The sequence below is a fragment of the Rhizobium sp. S96 genome, assembly GCF_030382195.1.
Classification (GTDB): Bacteria; Pseudomonadota; Alphaproteobacteria; order Rhizobiales; family Rhizobiaceae; genus Rhizobium.
Genome location: NZ_JAUDRY010000010.1, coordinates 199,063 through 223,477 on the forward strand (window position 1 = coordinate 199,063; position 24,415 = coordinate 223,477).

At 58.7% G+C, this 24,415-nt stretch carries 22 protein-coding genes, 1 pseudogene and 1 riboswitch; of the genes and pseudogenes, 14 read left to right on the top strand and 9 right to left on the bottom strand.

Annotation, left to right across the window (positions count from 1 at the left end; translation table 11 throughout):
• Positions 1-252: 252 nt before the first annotated feature.
• Positions 253-408, top strand: a pseudogene (locus QTL94_RS13155) (IS5/IS1182 family transposase); the annotation flags it as partial.
• Here QTL94_RS13155 and QTL94_RS13160 read toward each other — a convergent pair.
• From QTL94_RS13160 to QTL94_RS13170, 3 genes are read right to left on the bottom strand one after another with little or no spacing between them, the layout of a single operon-like run.
• Positions 405-2,225, bottom strand: a complete 1,821-nt coding sequence (locus tag QTL94_RS13160; protein ID WP_289802161.1) for an ABC-F family ATP-binding cassette domain-containing protein — start codon at positions 2,223-2,225, stop codon at positions 405-407. The pseudogene QTL94_RS13155 and the gene QTL94_RS13160 overlap by 4 nt on opposite strands.
• Positions 2,226-2,228: 3 nt before the next feature.
• Positions 2,229-2,879: a thiamine diphosphokinase gene (locus tag QTL94_RS13165; protein ID WP_289802163.1), complete on the bottom strand. Its 651-nt coding sequence runs from the start codon at positions 2,877-2,879 to the stop codon at positions 2,229-2,231.
• A 45-nt stretch (positions 2,880-2,924) separates the two neighbouring features.
• Positions 2,925-3,449: a MarR family winged helix-turn-helix transcriptional regulator gene (locus QTL94_RS13170; RefSeq protein ID WP_113521431.1), complete on the bottom strand. Its 525-nt coding sequence runs from the start codon at positions 3,447-3,449 to the stop codon at positions 2,925-2,927.
• A 120-nt stretch (positions 3,450-3,569) separates the two neighbouring features.
• Between QTL94_RS13170 and QTL94_RS13175 the strand changes: the two genes are divergently transcribed.
• The 5 genes from QTL94_RS13175 (at position 3,570) to QTL94_RS13195 (ending at position 10,484) form a co-directional block, all read left to right on the top strand.
• Complete coding sequence (locus tag QTL94_RS13175; RefSeq protein WP_289802166.1) at positions 3,570-5,105, top strand: MDR family MFS transporter; 1,536 nt, start codon at positions 3,570-3,572, stop codon at positions 5,103-5,105.
• A 60-nt stretch (positions 5,106-5,165) separates the two neighbouring features.
• A riboswitch (TPP riboswitch) is annotated at positions 5,166-5,283 on the top strand.
• Positions 5,284-5,358: 75 nt separating this feature from the next.
• The gene (gene thiB, locus QTL94_RS13180) at positions 5,359-6,357 is read left to right on the top strand and encodes a thiamine ABC transporter substrate binding subunit (RefSeq protein ID WP_244499582.1); all 999 of its coding nucleotides are present in this window, start codon (positions 5,359-5,361) and stop codon (positions 6,355-6,357) included.
• A complete protein-coding gene (thiP, locus tag QTL94_RS13185) occupies positions 6,357-7,994 on the top strand; it encodes a thiamine/thiamine pyrophosphate ABC transporter permease ThiP (protein ID WP_065694582.1) in 1,638 nt (545 codons plus the stop codon). Before thiB ends, thiP begins: the two co-directional genes overlap by 1 nt.
• The gene (locus QTL94_RS13190) at positions 7,987-8,694 is read left to right on the top strand and encodes a thiamine ABC transporter ATP-binding protein (RefSeq protein ID WP_065694581.1); all 708 of its coding nucleotides are present in this window, start codon (positions 7,987-7,989) and stop codon (positions 8,692-8,694) included. Before thiP ends, QTL94_RS13190 begins: the two co-directional genes overlap by 8 nt.
• A gap of 245 nt (positions 8,695-8,939) precedes the next feature.
• Entirely contained in the window at positions 8,940-10,484 is a 1,545-nt protein-coding gene (locus QTL94_RS13195) for a M48 family metalloprotease (RefSeq protein WP_289802168.1), read from the top strand.
• Between the two features lie 52 nt (positions 10,485-10,536).
• On the opposite strand, the gene QTL94_RS13200 is transcribed toward QTL94_RS13195, so the two are convergent.
• The 5 genes from QTL94_RS13200 to QTL94_RS13220 form a co-directional block, all read right to left on the bottom strand.
• Positions 10,537-11,400 carry an RNA polymerase factor sigma-32 gene (locus QTL94_RS13200; RefSeq protein ID WP_065694579.1) on the bottom strand — a complete coding sequence of 288 codons (864 nt, stop codon included), beginning with the start codon at positions 11,398-11,400 and terminating at the stop codon, positions 10,537-10,539.
• A 377-nt stretch (positions 11,401-11,777) separates the two neighbouring features.
• On the bottom strand, positions 11,778-12,350 hold the full coding sequence (locus QTL94_RS13205) for a CarD family transcriptional regulator (protein WP_065694578.1): 573 nt from the start codon (positions 12,348-12,350) through the stop codon (positions 11,778-11,780).
• Positions 12,351-12,747: 397 nt separating this feature from the next.
• Positions 12,748-13,086, bottom strand: coding sequence for a ferredoxin FdxA (gene fdxA / locus QTL94_RS13210; RefSeq protein WP_065694612.1), 339 nt, complete (start codon positions 13,084-13,086; stop codon positions 12,748-12,750).
• Positions 13,087-13,277: 191 nt separating this feature from the next.
• Positions 13,278-13,682 (bottom strand): RNA-binding S4 domain-containing protein, encoded by a 405-nt coding sequence (locus QTL94_RS13215; RefSeq protein WP_065694577.1) that lies wholly within the window; start codon positions 13,680-13,682, stop codon positions 13,278-13,280.
• 3 nt (positions 13,683-13,685) lie between these two features.
• The gene (locus tag QTL94_RS13220) at positions 13,686-16,706 is read right to left on the bottom strand and encodes a helicase-related protein (protein WP_065694576.1); all 3,021 of its coding nucleotides are present in this window, start codon (positions 16,704-16,706) and stop codon (positions 13,686-13,688) included.
• 674 nt (positions 16,707-17,380) lie between these two features.
• On the opposite strand from QTL94_RS13220, the gene QTL94_RS13225 reads away from it, so the two are divergent.
• Both QTL94_RS13225 and QTL94_RS13230 read left to right on the top strand, forming a co-directional pair.
• Complete coding sequence (locus QTL94_RS13225; RefSeq protein ID WP_083199696.1) at positions 17,381-17,536, top strand: DUF3309 family protein; 156 nt, start codon at positions 17,381-17,383, stop codon at positions 17,534-17,536.
• A 31-nt stretch (positions 17,537-17,567) separates the two neighbouring features.
• The gene (locus tag QTL94_RS13230) at positions 17,568-17,837 is read left to right on the top strand and encodes a YMGG-like glycine zipper-containing protein (RefSeq protein WP_065694575.1); all 270 of its coding nucleotides are present in this window, start codon (positions 17,568-17,570) and stop codon (positions 17,835-17,837) included.
• 153 nt (positions 17,838-17,990) lie between these two features.
• Here the strand turns inward: QTL94_RS13230 and efp are convergent, their stop codons facing one another.
• Positions 17,991-18,560: an elongation factor P gene (efp, locus tag QTL94_RS13235; protein ID WP_065694574.1), complete on the bottom strand. Its 570-nt coding sequence runs from the start codon at positions 18,558-18,560 to the stop codon at positions 17,991-17,993.
• Positions 18,561-18,711: 151 nt separating this feature from the next.
• Here efp and epmA point away from each other — a divergent pair, with 151 nt between their 5' ends.
• From epmA to QTL94_RS13265, 6 genes are all read left to right on the top strand, one after another.
• Positions 18,712-19,776 carry an EF-P lysine aminoacylase EpmA gene (epmA, locus tag QTL94_RS13240; RefSeq protein WP_289802176.1) on the top strand — a complete coding sequence of 355 codons (1,065 nt, stop codon included), beginning with the start codon at positions 18,712-18,714 and terminating at the stop codon, positions 19,774-19,776.
• Positions 19,773-20,825, top strand: coding sequence for a lysine-2,3-aminomutase-like protein (locus QTL94_RS13245; RefSeq protein ID WP_289802178.1), 1,053 nt, complete (start codon positions 19,773-19,775; stop codon positions 20,823-20,825). The genes epmA and QTL94_RS13245 overlap by 4 nt, the downstream gene beginning before the upstream one ends.
• Positions 20,826-21,086: 261 nt before the next feature.
• Positions 21,087-21,338 (top strand): acyl carrier protein, encoded by a 252-nt coding sequence (locus QTL94_RS13250; protein WP_065694571.1) that lies wholly within the window; start codon positions 21,087-21,089, stop codon positions 21,336-21,338.
• Entirely contained in the window at positions 21,339-22,520 is a 1,182-nt protein-coding gene (locus tag QTL94_RS13255) for an acyl-CoA dehydrogenase family protein (RefSeq protein WP_289802181.1), read from the top strand.
• A 4-nt stretch (positions 22,521-22,524) separates the two neighbouring features.
• Complete coding sequence (locus tag QTL94_RS13260) at positions 22,525-23,433, top strand: amino acid--[acyl-carrier-protein] ligase (RefSeq protein WP_289802183.1); 909 nt, start codon at positions 22,525-22,527, stop codon at positions 23,431-23,433.
• Entirely contained in the window at positions 23,397-24,404 is a 1,008-nt protein-coding gene (locus QTL94_RS13265; protein ID WP_289802184.1) for a DUF1839 family protein, read from the top strand. The genes QTL94_RS13260 and QTL94_RS13265 overlap by 37 nt, the downstream gene beginning before the upstream one ends.
• Positions 24,405-24,415: the final 11 nt, after the last annotated feature.

The window sequence follows — 24,415 nt, forward strand, 5'->3', positions numbered from 1 at the left end:
TCAGCTTGAGCGGCCTTGCGATCGATATCAAGAGGCCCAGGGAAGGTTCATCTCGAGATTGGCAAGCACCCTACGGGCTCTGCTCTTCTCGATCACTCTGGTCAGGCAACGCAGCAGCGTCGACTTGCCCGACCCGGGCAGGGACCGCAAACACGAGGCCGGGTTACCCTGCTAAAAGCTCGGGTACTGTCCGTCGCCCCAGGCGACTTGCCGACCGGTCGCAAGGTCCAGCGCACAGCCGATCTGGTGCTCTATAAGAAACGTAATGTCGTCGAACGTTACTTCTGTACACTCAAGCACTTTCGGCGCGTGGCAACACGTTTCGACAAGGTCGCCAGGCACTTCCTTGCCGAAGTTATGCTCGCCTCAGCCCCCATATGGCTCAGAAATTGGGAGCTCGCCGCCTAACCCTCTAGTTCCTCGCGGAGCATCTCAAGCTCAAGCCATTCCTCTTCCATTTTCGTCAGGCCGTCGCGGAATTTCTCCATTTCCGCGGCCAGCCGGTTGAAGGTGGCAGGATCCTTCGTGAAGAGATTGGGGTCGGCCATCTTCTCTTCGCGCTTGGCAATCTCGGCCTCGGCCTTGGCCATTTCCTTGGGCAGGTTCTCGAGAGCGAACTTTTGCTTGAAGGACAGCTTGCCCTTGGCCTTTGCCGGTTCGGCGACGGCGGTGTCCTGCGCTTTCGCTTTTTCCGCCCGCTCAGCCTTCTTGCGTTCGTCTGCGGCACCCTTGCGCTGTACGAGCATGTCGGAATAGCCGCCGGCATATTCGATCCAGCGACCGTCCGGTGCATCGGGAACGGCTGGTGCGATCGTCGATGTCACGGTGCGGTCGAGGAAATCGCGGTCGTGGCTGACGAGGATGACGGTGCCCGGAAAGCCAGCCACCACTTCCTGAAGCAGATCCAGCGTTTCGATGTCGAGATCGTTGGTCGGCTCGTCGAGGATGAGTAGGTTCGACGGGCGCGCCAGCATGCGTGCCAGCATCAGCCGGGCGCGCTCGCCACCTGAGAGGTTCTTGATCGGCGTACGGGCCTGCTCCGGCTGGAACAGAAATTCCTTCATGTAGCCGGTCACATGCCGCTGTTCGCCATTGACCAGCAGGTTTTCGCCGCGACCGTCGGTGAGATAATGCGCAAGCGTATCATCCAGGTTCAGGTCTTCGCGCTTCTGGTCGAGCGTTGCGATTTCGAGATTGGTGCCGAGCTTGATCGTGCCGGTGTCGGGAGCAAGCTGCCCCGTCAGCATCTTCAAGAGCGTCGTCTTGCCGGCACCGTTCGGGCCGACGAGGCCGATACAGTCACCACGGTGAACGCGGATGGAGAACGGCGTGACGATCGGACGGTCACCATAGGTCTTGGTGATCTTGTCGGCCTCGATGACGAGCTTGCCGGATTCCTGTGCGTCGGAAATGGTTGCCTGCACGGATCCCTGCGGGCCCTTGTGTCCGCGATATTGCGAGCGCATTGTCTGCAGCTCGCCGAGGCGGCGCATGTTGCGCTTGCGCCGCGCTGTCACGCCGTAGCGCAGCCAGTGCTCCTCGCGCTCGATCGCCTTGCCGAGCTTGTGTTGCTCCAGCTCTTCCGCCTCGAGGACCTGATCGCGCCAGGCTTCGAAATGCGCAAACCCCCGGTCGAGCCGGCGCGAGGTGCCGCGATCGAGCCAGACAGTGGCAGTCGAGACCTTTTCGAGAAAGCGGCGATCGTGGGAGATCAGAACGAGGGCGCTGCGACTCTTCTGCAATTCGCCTTCCAGCCATTCGATCGTCGGGAGGTCGAGGTGGTTGGTCGGCTCGTCGAGCAGCAGGATATCCGGCTCGGGAGCGAGAACGCGGGCGAGTGCCGCGCGGCGGGCTTCGCCGCCAGAAAGGTTCTTCGGATCCTCCTCGCCGGTCAGGCCGAGATGCGACAGCAGGTAGGTCACGCGGTACGGATCATCCCCAGGCCCGAGACCGGCTTCGGCATAGGCCTGAACCGTCTTGTAGTCAGCAAAATCGGGAGCCTGTTCGAGATAGCGAACCGTTGATGCCGGGTGCCGGAACACCTCGCCGGACTGGGCCTCGACAAGGCCGGCGGCAATTTTCAGCAATGTCGACTTGCCCGATCCGTTGCGGCCGACCAAACAGATCTTGTCGCCGGGCTCCACTTGCAGGGCGGCGCCCGCCAGAAGCGGCGCGCCGCCGAAGCTCAGGAAGATGTCATCGAGTTTAAGGATGGGGGGCGCCAAAAATCAGACTCCGGAAAGATCGTAGGGACGGGCGAGGATGATCGCGCGGCCGCTTTCAAGCGAAAAGCGCACAGGGCCTTCCGCGACATTGGAAATGGTGCGCGACGAGCCGAACGGCAAATGGAAATTCATCAGCGGATAGCGCGCGTTTTCGATGTTGAGGCCCGCGAGTTCGCTGAAGCCTGGAACGGAAAAGAGGCATCCCTTCGGCAAATCCAGATCGATAGCGCCGGGAATGAGCGGCACGGCTTCTTCGGTGCCAGACGTCAGCAGCACGTCGAAGCCCGCTTCCGCCAGGCTGACCGCATAGAGAAGATGCTGGAGCTCGTGATCGGATCGCTCGCCGGCCAATGCACCGGCAAGAACAAGTCGCCGGGCGCCAAGCCTGATGGCTTCCGATACGGCGATCTCGCCGTCGGTCGATGCCTTTGCCGCCGGATAGGGCTGCTTAGGCACGCCAGGGAATGAGTCATCGAGATCTGTCGGCGTCGAATCGAAATCGCCAACCCAAAGCTCGGGTACGACGCCAAGTGCGAGCGCATGGCGCATGCCGCCATCAGCCGCAATGAAGCGCGTTCCCGCGACCTCCTTTTGCAGGCGATCGGTCAGTCGCAACTCGCCGCCCAGCAGAATGGTGAAGGTGGATTGGTTCATGGCATTGCCCATAGCGCAAAGCGGGGGGCAAGGGAAAGGCGCTTGTTAGCCGTCCTCGGCCACATCCTTCATACGTGCCTGAAAAACCGCTTCGAAGCCGGATATGTACCTGTCGAAAAGCGTTCCGAACATTTCGACATCATCATTACTCCAGTCCGCCACGATCTCGGAAATGATCGCGAGTTTCTGCGCCTTGACCTCAGACATCAGGCGCTGGCCAAGCGGCGTCATGACGACGACGATCCGCCTCGCATCAGCCTGGGAGGCCTTGCGGAGCAGGATGTTGCGGCCGACCATCTCAGAGACCACGCGGCTTGCACGCGACGGATCGATGCGCATCGCTTCCGCGATCGCGCCGACCGTGACTTCTCCATCAGGCTCGGCGCGCCGGACGGCCTCCAGAACGTCGAGATGCGACAGTTCGAGGCCGGGAACAATGCTCTGGATCGCCAGTCGACCGATCAGACGTCGCCCGGTCATCAGTCGCATGCGCGACATGCTTTGGCCGATGTAGGAGACACCTTCCCGGACCGTGTCGTCGTCTTCAAGTTTGGCTGCGGTTTCGCTCATGTCGAAATCATATCAGAACCAAATGGGGATGAGAATATGCGCCTGTCATCAATGTGACATTGACAAATATATGCTGATAGCACATAAAATCGCTCACCTTCCAATTGGAATGATTTCTTCATGGATATGCAAGCTGCCGTCGTGCCGCTCGTGACGGATCATCGTCGCAGGCTGGTGCTCTTTCTTTTCCTTATGACGGCCATGTTCATGGCCACGCTGGACAACCAGATCGTCGCCACCGCGCTGCCCACGATCGTTGGTGAGTTCGGACATCTCGAGCGGTTCAGCTGGGTAGGCTCCGCGTATCTGCTGGCGGTGAGCGCCGTGATGCCGCTCTACGGCAAGCTCGGCGATCTCTTCGGCCGCAAGTACGTGATGATGGCCGCCATCCTGATCTTCACGGTTGGCTCCGCCGTCTGCGGACTGGCCGTCTCCATGAATACGCTGATTGCCGCGCGCGTTCTCCAGGGATTGGGCGGCGGTGGCATCATGGTGTCGATCTTTGCGGTGAACGCCGATCTGTTCGAGCCGCGAGAGCGCGCTCGCTACCAGAGCTATTCCAGCCTCGTGCTGATGGCATCAGGCGCGATCGGCCCGGTACTTGGCGGCGCGATGAGCGACCTGTTCGGCTGGCGTTCGATATTTCTCGTCAACGTGCCGATCGGTGTTGTCGTATTCGCCGGGCTTATCTTCATGTTGCCCTATCGCAAGCCGCATCGCCGCCCCAAGATCGATTATGCCGGTGCTCTCCTGCTTGCCCTGACGACCACGAGTGTCGTGCTTGCAGCCGATAGCAGCGAACTCTTTGGTTCCCTCGTCTCGGTGCCTGCCCTTTCGATCATTGCTGTCGGCGTCCTGTGTGCGGTGCTGTGGGTTCTCGTCGAGCGCCGCGCGGCCGAGCCGATCATTCCGCTGCAGCTGTTTCGCAATTCGACCTTCGGGCTGATGCTTGTCATGTCGATCATGAGCGGCGCGATCGGTATAGGCATGGTCAACTATTTTGCTCTTTTCCTGCAAACGACCACAGGTCTTTCCCCGTCGAGCGCCGGCGGCCTGTTCGTATTGCTTACGGGTGGCATCGTCTGCGGTTCGTTGTCTGCCGGACGGATCATCGCTGCAACGGGACGCTACAAGCCTTTTGCGGTCGCAAGTCTCGCCTGTAGCGCACTCGCATTTGCGATGCTGACGCAGGTGCATGCGGGAACGTCGGTGTTCGTGATCGGTGCGATCATGGCATTCCATGGATTGGGCGTTGGTCTCGCGCAGCAGGTACCGGTGATCGGCGTTCAAAATGCGGCTCCCGCCCGCGATGTCGGCGCCGCAACTGGCTCCGTGACACTCTCGCGCATGGGTGGCGCATCGATCGCGATTTCCATCTACGGGGCAATCGTCGCCTCGCAGCTTGGCAGGCATGGCACTTCTATTTCCGGTATTGCCGATATCGAGCAGTTGACACCGAAGATGATGGCGGCTCTGCCGGAGGCCGCGCGCGAGGCGGTTGCAGACGCTTATGCCGGCGCGTTTACGCCGCTGTTCATGACATCCTGCGTGATTGCACTGATCGGTCTTGCCGCAGCGTTGATGCTGGAGCCTGTTCAATTGCCGCGCGCTGGTGAAGTCAAGCAGCCGAAACCCGCTGCCGAAGCGGCAGAATAATCAGCTTGAGGCGGGTCACGCCGCCTCTTGTCATAAACCCATTACGACGGTACATCTCTTCTCGCTCTAACGGGGTGCCCCTGTGTCTGTCCGACGCACGGCTGAGAGGCGCGTAAAGCGCTAACCCGCGGAACCTGATCCGGCTAACACCGGCGGAGGGATTAGACGCGTGACACCAGGCACCGCCCATTCCCCTTCATGTGCGTACACCAAGAGGAGAGGTGCCATGTTCAATTTTATGACCAAGACTCGCATGCTTCTTGTCGCCTTGCCAGCATTTCTTGCCGTATCGGCGGCAGATGCGAGCGCGGCCGGCAAGACGCTGACCATCTACACCTATGAGAGCTTCACCTCAGAATGGGGACCCGGCCCCAAGGTGAAGGAAGCCTTTGAAAAGACCTGCGATTGCACGGTCAATTTCGTGAGCGTCGCGGACGGTGTTGCCCTTCTTTCGCGCCTCAAGCTCGAGGGTGCAGGCACCAAGGCCGACGTCGTGCTCGGTCTGGACACCAATCTTGTCGGTGAGGCCAAGGCGACGGGGCTGTTTGATGCGAGCGGTGTCGATACCAGCGCGCTCAAGGTTCCCGGCGACTACAAGGACGACGTCTTTGTACCTTACGACTATGGTCATTTCGCCGTGATCTACGACACGCAGACGATCAAGAACCCGCCGCAGAGCATGAAGGATCTGGTCGAAGGCGATCCGTCGCAGAAAATCGTGATCGAAGATCCGCGCACGTCGACGCCGGGCCTCGGTCTGCTGCTATGGGTAAAGTCGATCTATGGCGACAAGGCCCCGGAAGCCTGGGAAAAGTTGAAGAACCGCGTTCTCACGGTGACGCCTGGCTGGTCTGAAGCCTATAGCCTCTTCACCAAGGGTGAGGCACCCATGGTCCTGTCCTATACGACTTCGCCGGCGTACCATATGGTGGCGGAGAACACTGATCGCTATCAGGCTGCTGCTTTCTCCGAGGGGCACTACATTCAGATTGAGGTTGCCGGCCTGATGAAGAACGCGCCGGAGAAGGACCTTGCCCATGATTTTCTGAAGTTCATGGTAACGCCCGGCTTTCAGGATACGATCCCGACCAACAACTGGATGATGCCAGTGTCCGCGACGTCTCAGCCGCTACCGGATGCCTTCGGCAAGCTGGTCAACCCGTCGAAGACCTTCCTCATGAGCTCGGACGAAGTGGCGAAGAACCGCAAGGCCTGGATCGACGAGTGGCTGGCCGCCATGAGCATGAACTGATGCTGCAAACCACGGCTGAGAAGCGGTGGGCGATGACCGGCGGGGTGTTGAGCCTCGCCGCTATCGTTTTCTTCGTCAGTCTGGCGACATTGGCCCTGCTGGCGGCGAGCGGCCCATTGGCAATATCCGAGGTGCTGTTCGATCCCTATGTTCTGAGAGTTGTTCGCTTCACATTGGTGCAGGCGGTTCTGTCGACCGCTCTGTCGATCGTCTTCGCCATTCCGCTAGCGCAAGCGTTGGCGCGTCAGCCGCGCTTTCCCGGCCGGATCTGGGTCATTCGCCTTCTCGCGGTGCCGATGGGCTTGCCTGTCCTGATCGGTGCGCTGGGTCTGATCGGCATCTGGGGTCGGCAGGGTGTCTTGAACTTGATCCTCACCGAGATTGGCCTTGCGGAGCCGATTAGCATCTACGGCTTGTCCGGCATCCTGCTCGCCCACGTATTCTTCAATCTGCCGCTGGCCGCCCGGCTCATGCTGGCTGCGCTCGAGCGCGTGCCAGGAGAGTATTGGCTGATGGCGAGCAGCCTCGGCATGCGGCGGGGTTCGATTTTCCGGTTTGTCGAATGGCCGGTCCTGCGCTCGGTCATTCCAGGCGTCGCCGGTCTCATTTTCATGCTGTGTGCCACCAGTTTCACCCTGGTACTGACGCTCGGCGGCGGACCGGCCGCAACGACCATAGAAGTCGCGATCTATCAGTCTCTCCGGTTCGATTTCGATCCGCCGAAGGCGGTTGCGCTTTCATTGTTGCAGATCGCATTGACCGTTGTCGTGCTTGGGGCATTGTCGCTCCTTCCTGCAACCGGCGACGAGGGACTGACGACCGGCAAGACGATCAAACGCCCGGACGGGGTATCGCCTGGCGCACGACTGGCCGATGGTGGTTCGGTTCTCCTCGCTACGCTATTCCTGGGGCTGCCGCTTGTGTCGGTGATCGTGGCCGGTTTGCGTGCCGATCTGGTGAAGCTTCTGGCTGAGCCGATCTTTTGGCGCTCGGTTGCAACGAGCGCGGCGATGTCGGTTTCCGCCGCCCTGGTATCGCTGACTCTTGCTTGCGCCCTCGTGCGCGCACGCCACACGATCGCCTCGGCAGGCATGCAGGAACGTGTTTTTCGCTCTTTTTTTGCAGCGATGGGTGGCGCTTCATCGCTGGTTCTTCTTGTTCCGCCGATCGTTCTTGCTACCGGTTGGTTCATGGCTCTGCGTGCTTTCGGCGATGCCACCACCTGTGCCCCTGTTCTCGTAGTCGCGATCAACGCTCTGATGGCCTTGCCGTTCGTCATGCGGGTTCTTGAGCCCTCCTATGCCATTCATCAGAGGCGGACGCAGAGGTTGAGCGCGAGCCTTGGCATTTCCGGCTTTTCCCGCCTTCGCCTCGTCGATTGGCCCGCGCTGCGTAAGCCTATCCTCACGGCCTTGTCGTTCGCGATGGCGCTGTCGCTTGGTGATCTGGGCGCCGTCGCCCTGTTTGGCTCGGATAGTTTCGTGACGTTGCCGTGGCTGGTCTATAGCAGGATGGGTAGTTATCGAACGAATGATGCGGATGGATTGGCGCTGATCCTCGGCATTATATGCCTGCTGCTGACGATCGCCGGCACGATGAAGCAACCGCCGCGACGGGAGGTCGCCTTGCATGGGTGACGGGGTTGAAATGCAGAATGTCTCGCTGACGCTTGGCGGGCATGATTTCCTTTTCGATTGCAAACTTCCAGCCGCGGCCGTGATCGCGGTGACTGGCGCCTCGGGGGCTGGAAAATCGACCTTTCTCAATTTATTGGCCGGCTTCGACGTGCCGGCGCAGGGAGGCATCTTCATCGCGGGGATGAATGTCACCCGAGAGCATCCGGCGAAGCGGCCTGTTTCATTGGTCTTTCAGGACAACAATCTTTTTGCTCATCTCGATGTCTTCACCAATGTTGGGCTGGGCGTTGATCCCGGGATGAAACTCTCTCAGTCCGATCGGCTGTCGATCACGGCAGCGCTTGCGAAAGTCGGACTTGCCGGTTTTGAGGGGCGCATGCCGGCAACGCTATCGGGTGGAGAGCGCCAGCGCGTGGCCTTCGCCCGCGCGCTTGTGCGAAAGCGACCTGTGCTCCTGCTTGACGAACCGTTTGCAGCGCTCGATCCCGGCTTGCGCAACGAGATGGCTGCACTGCTTCTCGACATGCACAAGGAAACGGCGAATACGGTGATCATCGTCTCGCATGATCCCGACGAGGTTCGTCGCATTGCAGACTATGCAGTCTTCATCGATCGTGGCCGCATCGCAGTGGCGGCCCCGATTGGCTCGTTTCTGAGCCATGAGGGGCATCCAGGTTTGCGTCAATTTCTCGACAACTGACGAATCTGGACTGTGCAACGGCACTTTCGCCATAATTTCAAGCGACCCAAGCAACTCCTTAACCACGTTACGCTTGCTAAAATACAACGGCGCTACATTTAAGCAGAGTCTCGCTATGCAACCGATGCGGAAATCAGTTACAGCAAAGACTTACGTCCTCGATTGTGCACTGCAGAAGCGGGGACGGACGCCTGTTGACCCTTGATGAAGACGGCCGGTTCGCTAGGAGCCGACCGACAAGAACGATGACTTGGAGAGCCCGCCTGCACAGCATGACGACGTGGAAATGGCCCGCGACCTCCAGTGATGTGTTCTTTGCAACGTGCCGTTGGGCACGAAGGCTGTCGCTTGTCTCTTTTGCAAGCGTCGCGCTGTACGGCTGCCAGTCCGCTTTGGAACAATCCTATCAACCGAGCGTCGGCCCGTCCTCAAATCCGCAGATCGTCGACGAGGTGCAGAAGAACGATCCGCGCGCTGCCATGGGCGCTCGCGAACATCCCCGTATCGTCGCAAGCTATGGCGGCGAATACAAGGATGCGAAGACCGAGCGTCTGGTTGCGCGCATCGCCGGCGCGCTGACTGCGGTGTCCGAAAATCCCAGCCAATCCTACCGCATCACGATCTTGAATTCCCCGGCTATCAACGCCTTCGCCCTGCCTGGCGGCTATCTCTATGTGACCCGTGGCCTGCTGGCGCTCGCCAACGATGCCTCGGAAGTGGCGGCGGTTCTGTCGCACGAGATGGGCCACGTCACCGCCAATCACGGCATTGAGCGACAGAAGCGGGAAGAAGCTGAGGTCATCGCCAGCCGTGTTGTCGCTGAAGTTCTGTCGAGCGATATTGCCGGCAAACAGGCGCTGGCACGCGGCAAGCTGCGTCTTGCGGCCTTCTCACGGCAGCAGGAACTACAGGCTGATGTCATCGGTGTGCGGATGCTCGGCGAGGCTGGCTATGACCCTTACGCGGCCGCGCGCTTCCTTGACGCTATGGCGGGATATAGCCGCTTCATGTCTGTCGATCCGGATGCCGACCAGAGCCTCGACTTCCTGTCGAGCCATCCGAACTCTGCCCAGCGTATCGAGCTCGCGCGTGACCATGCCCGCGCTTTCGGCCAGGAAGGCAAGGTTGGAGACACTGGCCGCGACTACTATCTCGATGGTATTGATGGGCTTCTCTATGGCGATAGCCCCGAGGAAGGCTATGTCCGCGGCCAGACCTTCCTGCATGGCGGTCTTGGCATTCGCTTTGACGTGCCGCCCGACTTCAAGATCGACAACAAGGTCGAGGCGGTCATGGCAACCGGACCCAACGATGTTGCGATCCGTTTCGATGGCGTTGCTGACAACGAGAACCAGTCGCTGACCAACTATATTTCGAGTGGTTGGGTGACCGGCCTTGATCCTTCGACGATCCAGCAGATCACGGTCAACGGCATGGAAGCCGCTACCGCCCGGGCTAGCGCAGATCGCTGGGACTTCGACGTTACGGTCATTCGCAACAAATCGCAGATATTCCGCTTCCTGACTGCAGTGCCAAAGGGCAGTCCGAGCCTGCAGCAGACGGCCGATGTGCTGAGAGCAAGTTTCCGGCGCATGACGCCTGAAGAAGCGGCGTCCCTGAAGCCGTTGCGGATTCGCGTCGTCACCGTCCGCCCGGGCGAGAACATCACCACGCTCGCTTCGCGGATGATGGGTACGGATCGCAAGCTCGATCTCTTCAAGCTCATCAATGCCCTTCCAACGGGTGCGTCGGTGGCTGTCGGCGACCGCGTTAAAATCATCTCGGAATAAAAGAAGGCCCGGCTTGCGCCGGGCCAGTTGCATCACTGGGGGAGTAATTCTGTCAGACCGATGCGGCCATATAGGGATCGGCGCTCACGAGGGCCGACCGAAGCTTTTCCATTGCCCGGCTTTCGATCTGTCGAACGCGTTCCTTGGAGATGCCGAGATCGGCACCGAGCTCTTCCAGCGTGGCGCCGTCTTCCGCCAGCCGGCGGGCACTGATGATCTTCATCTCGCGCTCGTTCAGGCGTGTCAGGGCCGATGCGAGCCAGACGCGACGACGTTCGCCGTCGATCATGTTTGTCACCTGTTCGTCCGGGAGTGGCTCGTCGCTGACGAGGAAGTCCATCTTCTCGGCACTATCCGCGTCACCGGAGACCGAGGGGGCCTGGAGCGACGCGTCGTTGCTTGAAAGCCGGGCATCCATGGTCTGAACGTCCGCAAGGCTCACGCCGAGGGCACCGGCGATCTCCTGATGGATGGATTGTAGCGTCAGCTGCGTATCGCCCTTTGCGAGCTTCGCGCGCAGGCGCCTCAAATTGAAGAAGAGCGCCTTTTGCGCGGAACTCGTTCCCCCGCGAACGATGGACCAGTTGCGAAGGATGTAATCCTGTATGGACGCGCGGATCCACCAGCTGGCGTAAGTCGAAAAGCGAACGTCACGTTCGGGTTCGAAGCGGGCGGCTGCTTCGAGCAGGCCGACATAGCCTTCCTGCACGAGGTCACTCATCGGGAGACCGAAATTGCGGAACTTCGCTGCCATCGAGATAACCAGGCGCATGTGCGCCATTGCGATCTGGTTGCGCGCGCCGCGATCCTCGTTGTGCTTCCAGCGGACAGCCAGGTCATGTTCTTCTTCTCGGGCAAGATAGGGCGCCGCCATGGCAATTTTGATCATGCGCCGGTCTGCAGACATGTTCTTCATATCGATCTCCTGAACTTACGCTTGGGCCCTCGACGGGGCAAACAATGTTCAATTCCGGGCGTTGCACCCAGATCAAAATCTTGGCTTGAAGATATGAAGGCCCCGAACTCTGGACGTTTCAGCAGGAGGCCCTACTTTAACGTTATGCGTCGGAAATCCGGCGAAGAGAGATCAGTCTTGTCACGTTGCCGATCTGGCAAATTGTGGAACGCATAATCCACTCCTCATCGAACGTAGACCCAAAAGCGAACGTTCGATCGGGGTGATAGCCCCGTAGACATTCGCAACAGCAATTCGATAACGCGCGAGGCTGGAAAAAGTTCCAAAAAAAACCCGGCTCGAAGGCCGGGTTTTTGATAGGGGAAGCGGGCCGCTGTTTAGGCAGCTTCGTCCTGAGATTCGTCTTCTTCAATCGCCTTGCCGCGCTTGGGACCCTTGTTCAGGTTGGTCTCAACGAGGCGAACGGCTTCGGTTTCCGACATCTTGTTTACGGCAGCGATTTCGCGAGCCATACGGTCAAGCGCAGCTTCGTAAAGCTGACGTTCGGAATAGGACTGTTCCGGCTGGTTTTCGGCACGGTAGAGGTCGCGCACGACTTCAGCGATAGAGATAAGGTCGCCGGAATTGATCTTGGCGTCATACTCCTGAGCGCGACGGGACCACATCGTACGCTTTACGCGCGCCTTGCCCTGCACAACCTTCAGTGCCCGATCAACAAAATCGGTTTCAGAGAGCTTGCGCATACCGATGCTCATGGCCTTCGCGACCGGCACCTTCAGGCGCATTTTGTCCTTCTCGAAATCGATAACGAAAAGTTCGAGCTTCATGCCTGCAACTTCTTGCTCTTCGATAGCGGTGATGGTACCGACGCCATGTGCGGGGTACACGATCGATTCACCGGTCTTGAAGCCGTGACGTGCGGAAGAAGGCTTTTTCTGCTGGGTCGTCATTCTATTCAAAAACTCCCTGTTACGCTTCCGGCGGCGGCCGGAGCCGGGTCAGTCAGGCCCGGGTTAGACGGTGCAACCCGTCGGGTGACTTTGCTTCTGTTCCGACCGAACGGAAACAAACACAATCACGCGCACGATTTCGGGACCTCACAGCTCAAGGCGTTGATATGTCACGGAAACCGCGTGTGGATTTGTTTTGCTTTCGTGGTGGTTTTGGGCACGCAAAATGCCGCAAATGGATCAGTGTTGTAAAGCTACCACAAAAATATGAGGAAATCAATAATTTACTGAGCCTGAGTCATGCAGGCAACACATGTCACCCATATGATTCAAGCAATTTCCTGTGCATCAGTGGACGCATCCCGCACTTTTTTGATCGGCGGGTTTTGCCGGTCGATCAGTCGCCTGCGCCGGGCTTTTCCGAGAAGTACTTTTCGAACTTTCCGGTCTCGCCGTCCAGCTCCTTGGCCTCCGGCATCGCGTCCTTCTTGACGGTGATGTTTGGCCAGATGCTTGCGAACTCGGCATTGATCTTCAGCCACTTGTCGAGGCCCGGCTCCGTATCCGGCTTGATCGCCTCGGCGGGACATTCGGGCTCGCAGACGCCGCAATCGATGCACTCGTCAGGATGAATGACAAGGAAGTTTTCGCCTTCGTAGAAGCAGTCTACTGGGCACACTTCGACGCAGTCCGTGTATTTGCAGCGAATGCAGTTGTCGGTCACGACATAGGTCATGAAGAACTCCAGGATTTCCACGCAGTGGGGCGGGCAACCTGGAACGTCGCGCCTTTCCCCTGGCCGGACTGGGGCGTGGACAACTGTGCGAAGCCTCACGTAATCCGGCAAGTCGAATGTGAAGTATCGGTTCTGATGGCGGATTTCAAGAATAAACCGATCGCAAAACGGGGCCGTTGAGAGACAGTTTTCTAATCGTCGTCAGACATTAGCCTGTCGATTGCTCTGCGCTCTTTTTTCGTCGGCCTTCCGGCGCCAATCGCACGCGTTGCCTGCTCGTAGAGGGAAAGCCGTTTCGTCTCGTCCGGAGGTGGCGTCAGATCCTCATATAGGAGTCTGGCCTCTTCGTAGGGGCCGCGCCGATCTCCCGCCGCCTTGACCACAAGGACGAGATCGCGCCGTTCAAGCGCGATTTCCACCTTGTCGCCGGTCTTTATCATATGGCTGGGCTGGGCGACGCGGTCGCCATTGATGCGCACGTGGCCCGCCTGGATGTGGCTTTGCGCCAGCGAGCGCGATTTCACCATGCGCGTGAAAAACAGCCACTTGTCGATGCGCTGCCGCGAATCGCCGGATGGCTGTCTTTCTCCGCTCATTGGTTACTTCTTCATCTGCTCCTTCAAGGCAGCGAGCTTGGCGAAAGGAGAATCCGGATCAATCGGCTTTTCCTTGCGTGGCGGCTTTGCCTCGAAGCGCAGCGGCTGCGGGCCGCCGCGATTGTTGTTTCTGTCCTTGCGGTCGCCACGGTCCTGGCGATCGCCGCGCTGTTCGTTGCGATCACCGCGTCCTTGCGGCTTTCCGCCGTCCTTGCCGCGGTGCTGGCGGTTGCCGTCACGGTTTTCACCGCCTTCTCGGCCCTCGCCACCTTGGCGACGCTGGCCCTGGGCGCGTTCTTGACCCTGACCACCACGACGCTCGCCGTGATTGCGCGGCTGGCGTTGATTGTCGTTGCGACCACCGAGGCGCCAAAGGAGAACAGGCTTCGGTTCTTCGGTCTCGGCAGCGTCGGTTGCCTCGGCGGCGTCTTGTTGCGTGGCAACAGCCTCCGTTGCACTGGCTTCCGCGGCGGGTTCTTCCGCTGAGCTGTCCGCATCGTCGTGATCAGCCTTGTCAGCCGTCTCTTCCGTCGCACTATCGGACGGTGGCGTGGACGAAGCATTCTGGGTGGAGAGATAGGCAGCTGCTTCCTCGGCCTTGACGGCGTCAGCGCGGTAGCCAAGTCCCTTCAGGATTTCTTCCATGTCGTCGAGCGTCGCACCGAGAATGGAGAGCATCGCCGTCGTCGTCGTAAACCGCCGGCCGTCGTAGGCGCCTTCCGGACGGTTGGGTTGACCGGGCTTCCACTGCAGCAGCGGACGAATGATGTCGGCCAAACGCTCGAGGATATCGATTCTCACCGCACGCTTTCCGAGGAAGCGGAAGCCGGCAAGCTTGTAGAAGGTGCGTTCAAAACCAGGGTCGGTGACAACCGAGGTGCGGCCGGCGGCCAGAACCGGAATGAGGTCGCCGTAGCCCGGCTTGTCGAGACCGTCGTTCTTCAGCGCCCAGAGGAGGGTGATGAGCTCGGCCGGTGCCGGCTTCAGCAGCGCAGGAACGAAGATGTGGTAGGCGCCAAAACGAACGCCATAGCGGCGCATCGATGCGCGCGCATCCTGATCCAGCGACTTCACTTCTTCTGTAACGTCGCGACGGAACAGAACGCCGAGATTCTCAACCAGCTGGAAGGCGAGACCCTTTGCGAGGCCCTGCAGATCCTCGGCACGCGAAAGATCGTCGAGCGGCTTCAGAGCCGTGCTGATGTGATGGTTCACAAAGCGCTCGATGCGAGCAGCCACGTGATCACGAGCATTGCCCGTCAGCTGCTCGTCGGCAAGCAGCAGAACGCGCGGTCGCATGATGTGATCGCTGCCCGCCAGGCGCGCAACAGGGTCGCCGAGCCAGCGGATCAAGCCATCCGAGCTGATTGCCAGATCGCCATTGCCAGCCGCATGCAGACGCGCGGCGCGCGCCTCGAATTCAAGAGCAAGCGCCTTTTGCGAAGCAGTCTGAACTGCCTTGGCGTCTGGTCCATCCGCTCCCGAAACAGGCGTGAACCGGAATCCCGACAATTGTCCCACATGATGTCCTTCAACGAAGACATCGCCATTTACACTGATTTCTGCTTCCAGCATCGCATTCTCTCTCAGGCGCTTCATGAGCACAGATGTCCTGCGATCAACAAAGCGTTTCGTCAACCTTTCATGTAACGCATCGGACAATCGATCTTCGATTTCCCGCGTCTTTTCCTGCCAGTGTGTCGGATCAGCAAGCCAACCAGGCCGATTCGACACATAGGTCCACGTTCTTATCTGCGCGATTCGCGCCGAAAGCGTGTCAATTTCACCGTCTGTTCGATCAGCGCGATGCACCTGCTCGGCAAGGAAGTTCTCGTTTACCGTGCCATAGCGCACAAGATCCGAAAAGAGGGTGGATATAAGATCGGCATGTTGTGCCGGTGTAATACGACGATAGTCGGGTAGGGCGCAGGCTTCCCACAACTTTTCCACGCGTTCGGGCGTGGTGGCAAGGTCGGTGATTTCGGGATAGCGCGACAGCTGCTCCAATGCCTGCTGATCCACGGACGGAAGCGCGCGCGTCAGCCCTGATACGCGTGGCGCGGTCTCAAGGCTGGTCCGCAATCTCTGGATCGAGGCGAAGTCGAGGTCTTTCGTCCGCCACTGCAGCACCTTGACGTTGTCGAACTGGTGAGACTCGATGCGGTTGACGACCTCGTCGTCGAAAGGCTCGACCTGTCCGGTGACGCCAAAGGTACCGTCACGCACATGGCGCCCGGCGCGGCCCGCGATCTGGCCAAGCTCGGCTGGGTTGAGATTGCGGAACTGGTAGCCATCGAATTTACGGTCCTGCGCGAAGGCCACGTGATCGACGTCGAGATTGAGGCCCATGCCGATGGCATCGGTCGCAACGAGATATTCGACGTCACCCGCCTGGTAGAGGGCGACCTGAGCGTTGCGCGTTCGCGGGCTGAGCGCGCCGAGAACAACTGCCGCACCGCCGCGCTGGCGCCGAATAAGCTCGGCGATCGCATAGACCTCGTCAGCGGAAAAGGCGACGATGGCCGAACGCTGGGGCAGGCGCGTGATTTTCTTCTGGCCGGCGTAGAATAAGTGCGAGAGGCGGGGCCGCTCGACAACGGTGATGCCAGGGAGGAGTTGCTGGAGGATGGGGCGCATGGTGCCAGCGCCAAGCAGCAACGTCTCGTCACGGCCGCGCAGATGGAGAATGCGGTCCGTGAAGATATGGCCGCGTTCCAGATCACCCGCCAGCTGCACTTCATCGATGGCAACGAAGGCCGCTTTCGTCTCGCGCGGCATGGCCTCGACGGTGCAGACGGAAAATCGTGCATTGGGGGGCGATATCTTTTCCTCGCCCGTCACCAAGGCGACGTTCTGAACGCCTACCTTTTCAACGACACGCGTATAGACCTCGCGAGCCAGCAGCCGCAGCGGCAGGCCGATGACGCCGGTACCATGGGCGACCATGCGTTCAATGGCATAATGCGTCTTGCCGGTATTGGTGGGTCCGAGCACCGCGGTCACGCCGCGCCCGGACAATATCATGGGCTGCGATGTCAGTTTCTTGGTCCTGAAGGTAAGCGGGATGTCCCGAGGGTCGTTCAGCTCCTCTCTGAAGCACACCACACATGGACAGCCAGCCACCCAAACGCAAGGGTCGATTTTGAATTTGATGTCCTGAATGGATGCGCGAATAGCTTGCAGAATGCGCGTATTCCGATTCGGAACAGCTTGAGAACGAATCAGCGACGAATCGATGACTCCAGATGATTCAGTGTTTGTTCACGGCTAAGTATTGATTTTGAATCACTTTTTCCACAAGATGCTGAATCTCAAGATTCTCGCATTGCGGGTGTTCGAACGCTACCAAGCCATGTCAATGCTGATTCAGCTACGGCTGGGTTTTACTGATGTGACTGGCAAGCGAGCGGTGTTTTTTACGCCGCGATTAACGTCTTGATCAAAAACGGAACAAACGGACGACGAATCAGCGACTTTCGCGTTTTCGGCATTTGTTCACGGCAACATATTGTATTTAAATTGTTTTTTAACCATATGATTAGGTGGAAAAGTTGTCCCTCCCGCACAATTCGGCTAGTCGCCGTTAAGAATTAGCCGCGCCCGGATATCGCTTGATGCGCAGACGGTGGTCGGGAACAAAAATGTGACAAGCGTGTTTCATGTTCATTGAAACTCGAAATTCGCTGAGGCTACGAAACATGCTCGGAACCATACTTCTCATTATCCTTATTCTGCTTTTGATCGGCGCCCTACCAAATTGGGGTTACAGCCGCGCATGGGGCTATGGACCTTCCGGTGGTTTGGGGCTAGTTCTTGTAATTATTGTTATTCTTCTGCTGATGGGACGCATCTAGGCGCCCCAAAAAAACCTGGGAGATCTATGTCATGATGAAGAAAATCGTTCTCATTGGCGCATTGGTCGGCGCACTTGCAGCTTGCACACCGACCGAGCAGGGTACGGCGATTGGCGCCGGTAGCGGTGCCATCATTGGTGGCGCGATCAGCCACAGCTGGGGTGGTGCTGCCGTTGGCGCCGTAGCTGGTGGTCTCGTTGGCGCATTGATCGGCCGCTCGACTGAAAACCGGGGCTACTGCGTATACCGCGACAGATACGGTCGTCGTTACGAAGCACGTTGCCCGCGCAACTATTACTAAACTGAGCCGCGCGGTTACCTCCCGGTTGCCGCGCGCTGCCTGAGAATAAGAAAAGCGCTGGCATTTGCTGGCGCTTTTTGTTTGGTGGAGTGCACATAGAAAAAGCCGCGTTAGAGATAACGCGGCTTTTCTTGAATTGCGATCTGACGAAAATCAGTCCTTGGCGCGCTCGACGTAGGAATTGTCTTCCGTTGCGATAACGACGCGCGTACCGGCGTTGATGTGCGGCGGTACCAGGGTGCGGATGCCGTTCGACAGCATGGCCGGCTTGTAGGAGGACGAGGCCGTCTGACCCTTGACGACCGGTTCCGTCTCGGTGATCTCGAGGGTAACGTGACGCGGCAGTTCGAGTGCCAGCGCGATGCCTTCATGCATGGAGAGAATGCAGGTCATGCCTTCCTGGAGGTAGGCCTTCTGGTCGCCCATGGTGTCGACGTCGACGACGACCTGATCATAGCTCTCCGGGTTCATGAAGTGGAAGCCTTCGCCATCTTCATAAAGGAACTGGTGATTGACGTCCTCGACGAAGGCACGCTCGACCTGTTCGGTGGTGCGCCAGCGTTCGGAAACCTTCACGCCATCGACGATGCGGCGCATGTCGACCTGGGTGACCGGCGTGCCCTTACCGGGGTGAAAGTTCTGCGCCGTCAGGACGACATAGAGCTTGCCGTCCACATCAAGAACGTTGCCCTTGCGGACAGAAGAGGCGATAACCTTGACCATAAGACTTCCTTGTAACTCGGCTTTTGGCGTCGTAGAGGACTGTTCGTATGGCCCCGGAGACGCAATTGATTGTTCTTTGGGGGCGCAACTAACCTAAAATCCGGCAAATAGCCAGCCCTCGCGTTGGTCCATCCGGCTGAGACCCAATCGTATGAAACCCTCAATCGCCAGAGCATCTCCGTGGTGGACGCCAAGCGTTCATGCCGATCGCCGACCATTCCTGCTTGGCAGAAATGCAATTCAGGCGGCGTTGCGTGGCTATTTTGCGCGCGAGGATTTTATGGAGGTGGACACGGCCACGCTTCAGGTGTCCCCCGGCAATGAGGCGCACCTGCATGCCTTTGCCACGCAAGCATTGACGACGGACGGTCAGGCTGCGCCATTCTATCTGCACACCTCGCCTGAGTTCGCCTGCAAGAAGTTGCTTGCTGCCGGTGAAGAGCGCATCGTGTGCTTTGCGCATGTCTATCGCAATCGCGAACGAGGGCCGCTGCATCATCCGGAATTCACGATGCTTGAATGGTATCGTGCCGGTGAAAGCTACGAGAGCCTGATGATGGACTGCGTGCGGATCCTTGCGCTGGCGGCAGAGACGACGAAGACCGCCAAGCTTAACTATAGAGGCAAAGAGTGCGATCCGTTCAATGGTCCGGAACGGATCAGCGTGGCGGACGCTTTCAGACAACACGCGAACATCGACCTACTGGCCTCAGTCTGCGCCGATGGATCGACCGACCGCGACCATCTCGCAGCGGAGGTCCATCATGTGGGCATGCGTGTGGCTGATGACGATGGCTGGGCCGACCTATTCAGCCGCGTCCTTGTCGAAAAGGTGGAGCCACATCTCGGTTTTGGCCAAGTCACCATTCTTGACGAATATCCGGTTTGCGAGGCGGCGCTGGCGCGACCATCGGCACGCGATCCTCGTGTGGCCGAGCGCTTCGAGGTTTATGCCTGCGGCGTGGAGCTCGCAAATGGCTTTGGTGAATTGACAAATCCCGTCGAGCAACGCCGCCGTTTCGAGATTGAAATGGCGGAGAAGGCGCGTATCTACGGTGAGACCTATCCGATCGATGAGGATTTTCTGGACGCCCTTTCAATCATGCCGGAGGCAAGCGGTATAGCCTTGGGCTTCGATCGGTTGGTGATGCTCGCGACCGGTGCCTCCCGGATCGATCAGGTGTTGTGGGCGCCGGTGGCGGAGTACGGGCGGTGAATATTGTCAGGCCGATCAAGAGCGTTGAAGATCTGGGCGATGCCGGACTGATTGCGGAACGCGATCGGGCCGCATTGAGTGAGGTCGCGGCGCGCTATGCCATTGCGCTGACGGCTGACGTGGTGAAGCTGATCAACCGCGACGATCCTGCCGATCCGATCGCTCGCCAGTTCGTGCCGGATGCGGCCGAACTCGTGGTGACTGCCGAGGAGCGGGCCGACCCGATCGGCGATCATGCGCACAGCCCGGTCGAAGGTATCGTTCACCGGTATCCGGACCGGGTACTGCTGAAGGCCGTTCATGTTTGCCCCGTCTACTGCCGTTTCTGTTTTCGCCGCGAGATGGTGGGGCCGCAGGGTTTGGGAACGCTCGATAGCAACGCCATGAAAGCTGCGTTCGATTATATCCGGGAACATAGCGAGATATGGGAAGTCATTCTCACGGGTGGTGATCCGCTGGTTCTGTCGCCGCGCCGCCTCAAGGAAATCCTTGGCGAGCTGGCATCGATCGAACACGTCAAGATCGTTCGGTTCCACACACGCGTTCCGGTCGTGGATCCCCACAAAGTGGATGCTGCGCTGATCGATGCGCTGAAAGCGAGCGGAAAGACCGTTTACGTGGCATTGCACGCCAATCACCCGCGCGAGCTCAGTGCGGAAGCCCGCAGCGCATGCGCACGCTTGGTGGACGCAGGCATTGTCATGTTGAGCCAGTCTGTATTGCTTAAAGGTATAAATGATGATCCGGCTATACTTGCGGATTTGATGAAAGCCTTTGTCGAGACGCGTATTAAGCCGTATTATCTGCATCATCCCGACCTCGCGCCCGGAACCAGCCATTTCCGGCTGACGATCGAGGAGGGGCAGAAGATCGTTTCCGCGTTGCGGGGCCGCATTTCCGGCCTGTGCCAGCCGACTTATATTCTTGATATACCAGGCGGCTACGGCAAGGCGGATATCGGCGAGCGGGCAATTCGCAAGGTCGATGAAGGGTCTCATCTGGTTTCCGACTACCGCGGTGGCGAACATCGGTATCCGCCCGCCGAATAACGCGAAAGGGTGCTAGAAGGCGTACTAATCTTGGACAATTTGCCACACGCCAAAAGTGCGGCTGTCGGCAAATTCCGCATAAGCAATTGCTATTGCTATATTTTTTCTGATATGTTTCGGTTTTGTTAAATTTATATTCGTTGTTATTAACGTACTTTAACTACGTCATTTAGGGGAATCTTGGGTTTTCAAGATTAGGGATATTGTATTGCAAGAGGCGTGCTCGCCCTCGGGATATGATCATCTTGGAGATGTTATAGAATGAATACGACAATCCGCGAACTCTTGGTCAAATTCGGAAAGCTCCCGATCCCGGTTGATCAGGTGGCGGATGATGCCGATCTTTACGGCGCCGGCCTGACGTCCTTCGCTTCCGTTCAGCTGATGCTGGCGATCGAAGAGGCCTTCGACATCGAATTTCCCGATAATCTTCTCAATCGCAAGTCTTTTGCCAGTGTCTCGGCGATTGCCAAGACGATCGATCAGATCAAGGACAGCCGGAAAGTTGCCTAAATGAACTTCCCTGTCAAAATCACGGAAGAAAGTCTGACTGCAAGGGTGGCTCGCGTTGCCGCGATCGCGGCGAAGTGCGCAGACGCCGTTGATTTTGAGGGACGGTTCCCTCAGGAGGCTGTCGATGCGATGAAGGCCGAGAAACTGCTCGGCATTCAGGTTCCATCCGAGTTTGGTGGCGAAGGCGCGACCATCGCGCAGATCGCCGAGCTATGCTCGCTGCTGGGTCAGTCCTGCGCGGCTGCGGCCATGGTCTTTGCCATGCACCACATCAAGCTATGCAGCCTCGTCGAGCATGGCGGCGCCAGCGACTGGCATCGCGACTTCATGCGACGTGTCGCCGGCGAACAACTGCTTATCGGCTCGGCCACGACCGAAGGCGGCATCGGCGGGAACCTCAGAAACAGCATTTGTGCGATTGTCGTGGATGGACCGATCTGCCGTCTTGAGAAAGATGCGACGGTCATCTCCTACGGATCGTATGCAGACGCAATCATGATTACATCGCGGGCACATCCTGACGCTGCACCGTCCGATCAGGTTCTGACGGTTTTTCTCAGCACACAATATACGCTCGAGAAAACGCATGCGTGGAACACGCTTGGCATGCGGGGCACTTGTTCAGACGGGTTCCTGTTCAAGGGTGAAGCGCCTGCCGAACAAATCCTGCCGAAGCCCTTCGCGGAGATTGCTGCGCAATCCATGCTGGCATCGTCACATCTTCTCTGGAGCAGCGTCTGGTACGGTATCGCCGTTGATGCCGTTGCAAGAGCCCAGGCTTTTGTCAGGGCCGCTGCGCGTAAGTCGCCAGGCGTGACGCCACCCGGCGCACTTCGATTGGCGGAAGTCTCCAACCTGCTTCAGATGGTGCGGTCGAATGTCGTCGCCGGATTGAAGGCCTATGAGGACGCCAAGGTCGACGTCGACAAGCTGTCATCGATGGGCTTCGCCGTTGCGATGAACAACGTGAAGATCGCGTCTTCGGAAACAATTCTCGAGATCATCAATCATGCCATGCTGATCTGCGGGATCATGGGATACAAGAACGGTACGCCGTTCAGCGTCGGACGCCATCTCAGGGATGCTCATTCCGCGCAGCTCATGATCTCGAACGACCGCATTCTCGGCAACACGTCGAGCATGCTTCTTGTCCACAAGCAGGACACTAGCTTACTGGGGTGATGACATGGATGCGCAGACGACGTTTCTGGACAGGCTTTTTGAAGCCGGCCTGTTGATCGATACCGGTGTTGACGGCCTTTATGGCCGCAGCGGACAGTTTGAAGATGTCATCGCGGCATTCGAGCGTCTGATCGATCGGTTCGGCGGCCCGGATGGCGCAGAAGCGATGCGTTTTCCGCCGGGCATGAACCGCGACATCTTCGAGAAGAGCGGCTACATGAAGAGCTTTCCACAGCTGGCCGGAACGGTCCACAGCTTCTGCGGCAATGAACTCGACCACATGAACTTGCTGCAGTGCATGGAAGTCGGCGACGACTGGACCAAGGGCCAGGAAGCGACCGAAATCGTGCTGACGCCGGCCGCTTGCTATCCGCTCTATCCGACGGTAGCCCGCCGCGGCAACCTGCCTAAGGACGGTGCGCTGTTCGATCTGCAATCCTATTGCTTCCGCCATGAGCCGTCGCGCGATCCTGCCCGCCAGCAGCTGTTCCGCATGCGCGAATATGTCTGCATGGGTACGGAAAAGCACGTTACCGATTTCCGCCAGAACTGGATGGATCGCGGCCTTGAAATGATGAAGCTCGTCGGCCTCGATGTCACCATCGACGTCGCCAACGATCCGTTCTTCGGCCGCGCCGGCAGGATGATGGTCAACAACCAGCGTGACCAGAATCTGAAGTTCGAGCTTTTGATCCCGATTACATCGACAGCCAATCCGACCGCCTGCATGAGCTTCAACTTCCATCAGGATTCATTCGGCCAGAAGTGGGGGCTGAATCTTGAGGATGGCAGCGTCGCCTTTACAGCCTGCGTCGGCTTCGGGCTTGAGCGCATCACGTTGGCGCTGTTCCATCACCATGGTCTGGATGTGAAGGAATGGCCGGCCTCCGTGCGGCAGGCGCTGTGGGGCTAAGCGATTTGACAGCATCCGTTTTCCCGGGGATCCGCCCCGAGACCTATGTCTCGCATGCACTGCATTCGAGCGAGCGCATGTGGCCGGAAACCAATTGCTATGTCGATCTTTGGATCGAGGTATTGAGCGCGCTGAACGTAGCGCCAGAAGCGATGCTGGGGTTCACCCTCACGCAGGATTTCGAAGGCGACCAGTTCACGTTCTTCAAGGTTCCGCTGGAAGATCTTGAGGCGCTTTACGACATTCGCGTCACCGAACTGGCGATTTTCGATCGTGTGGAACGGCATCTCGACGTGCAGATCGAGCGTGGGCGCCTATGCCTCGTCGAGATGGACTCGTTCTACATGCCCGATACGCAAGGGACGTCGTATCGCACCGAGCACGGTAAAACCACGGTCGCAGTCAATCGGCTCGACGTGGCCGGCAAGCGCATCGAGTATTTCCACAACGGCGGTTACTTCGCGCTTGAAGGCGAAGATTTCGACGGGCTTTTCCAGGTTCATTTGGCGGACGACGCCCCTCCGTTCCTGCCCTATACGGAATTCGCAAAGTTTCCCGCGGCGCCGAGCGATCCGAACCACGTTCGGGCAACGTCGCGGCAGCTGCTCAAGCGACATTTCGATCGCCGCCCTTCGGTTAATCCGATCCGCACCTTCGCCAATGTCTTTCCCAGGCAGGTCGAAGAGGTGGCCGAGCGGCCGTTCTATTTCTTCCACAAATATGCGTTCAATACGCTGCGGCAGTTCGGCGCCAACTTCGAGCTCGCGGGCGATCATCTGGCGTGGCTCTCCGCGAACGAGTTCTCGGAGGCGGTCGAACAGGCGCGCCGGATTTCGGAAGTGGCGAAGTCCGTACAGTTTCAGCTCGCTCGGGCCGTCACGCGAAAGAAATACGAGCCGCTGCTGACAGCACTTGATCCCGCAGTTGATGCATGGGATGCCATGATGGCTTCGCTCGCGGAGCGCCTGTGAAGCCGAGGGCA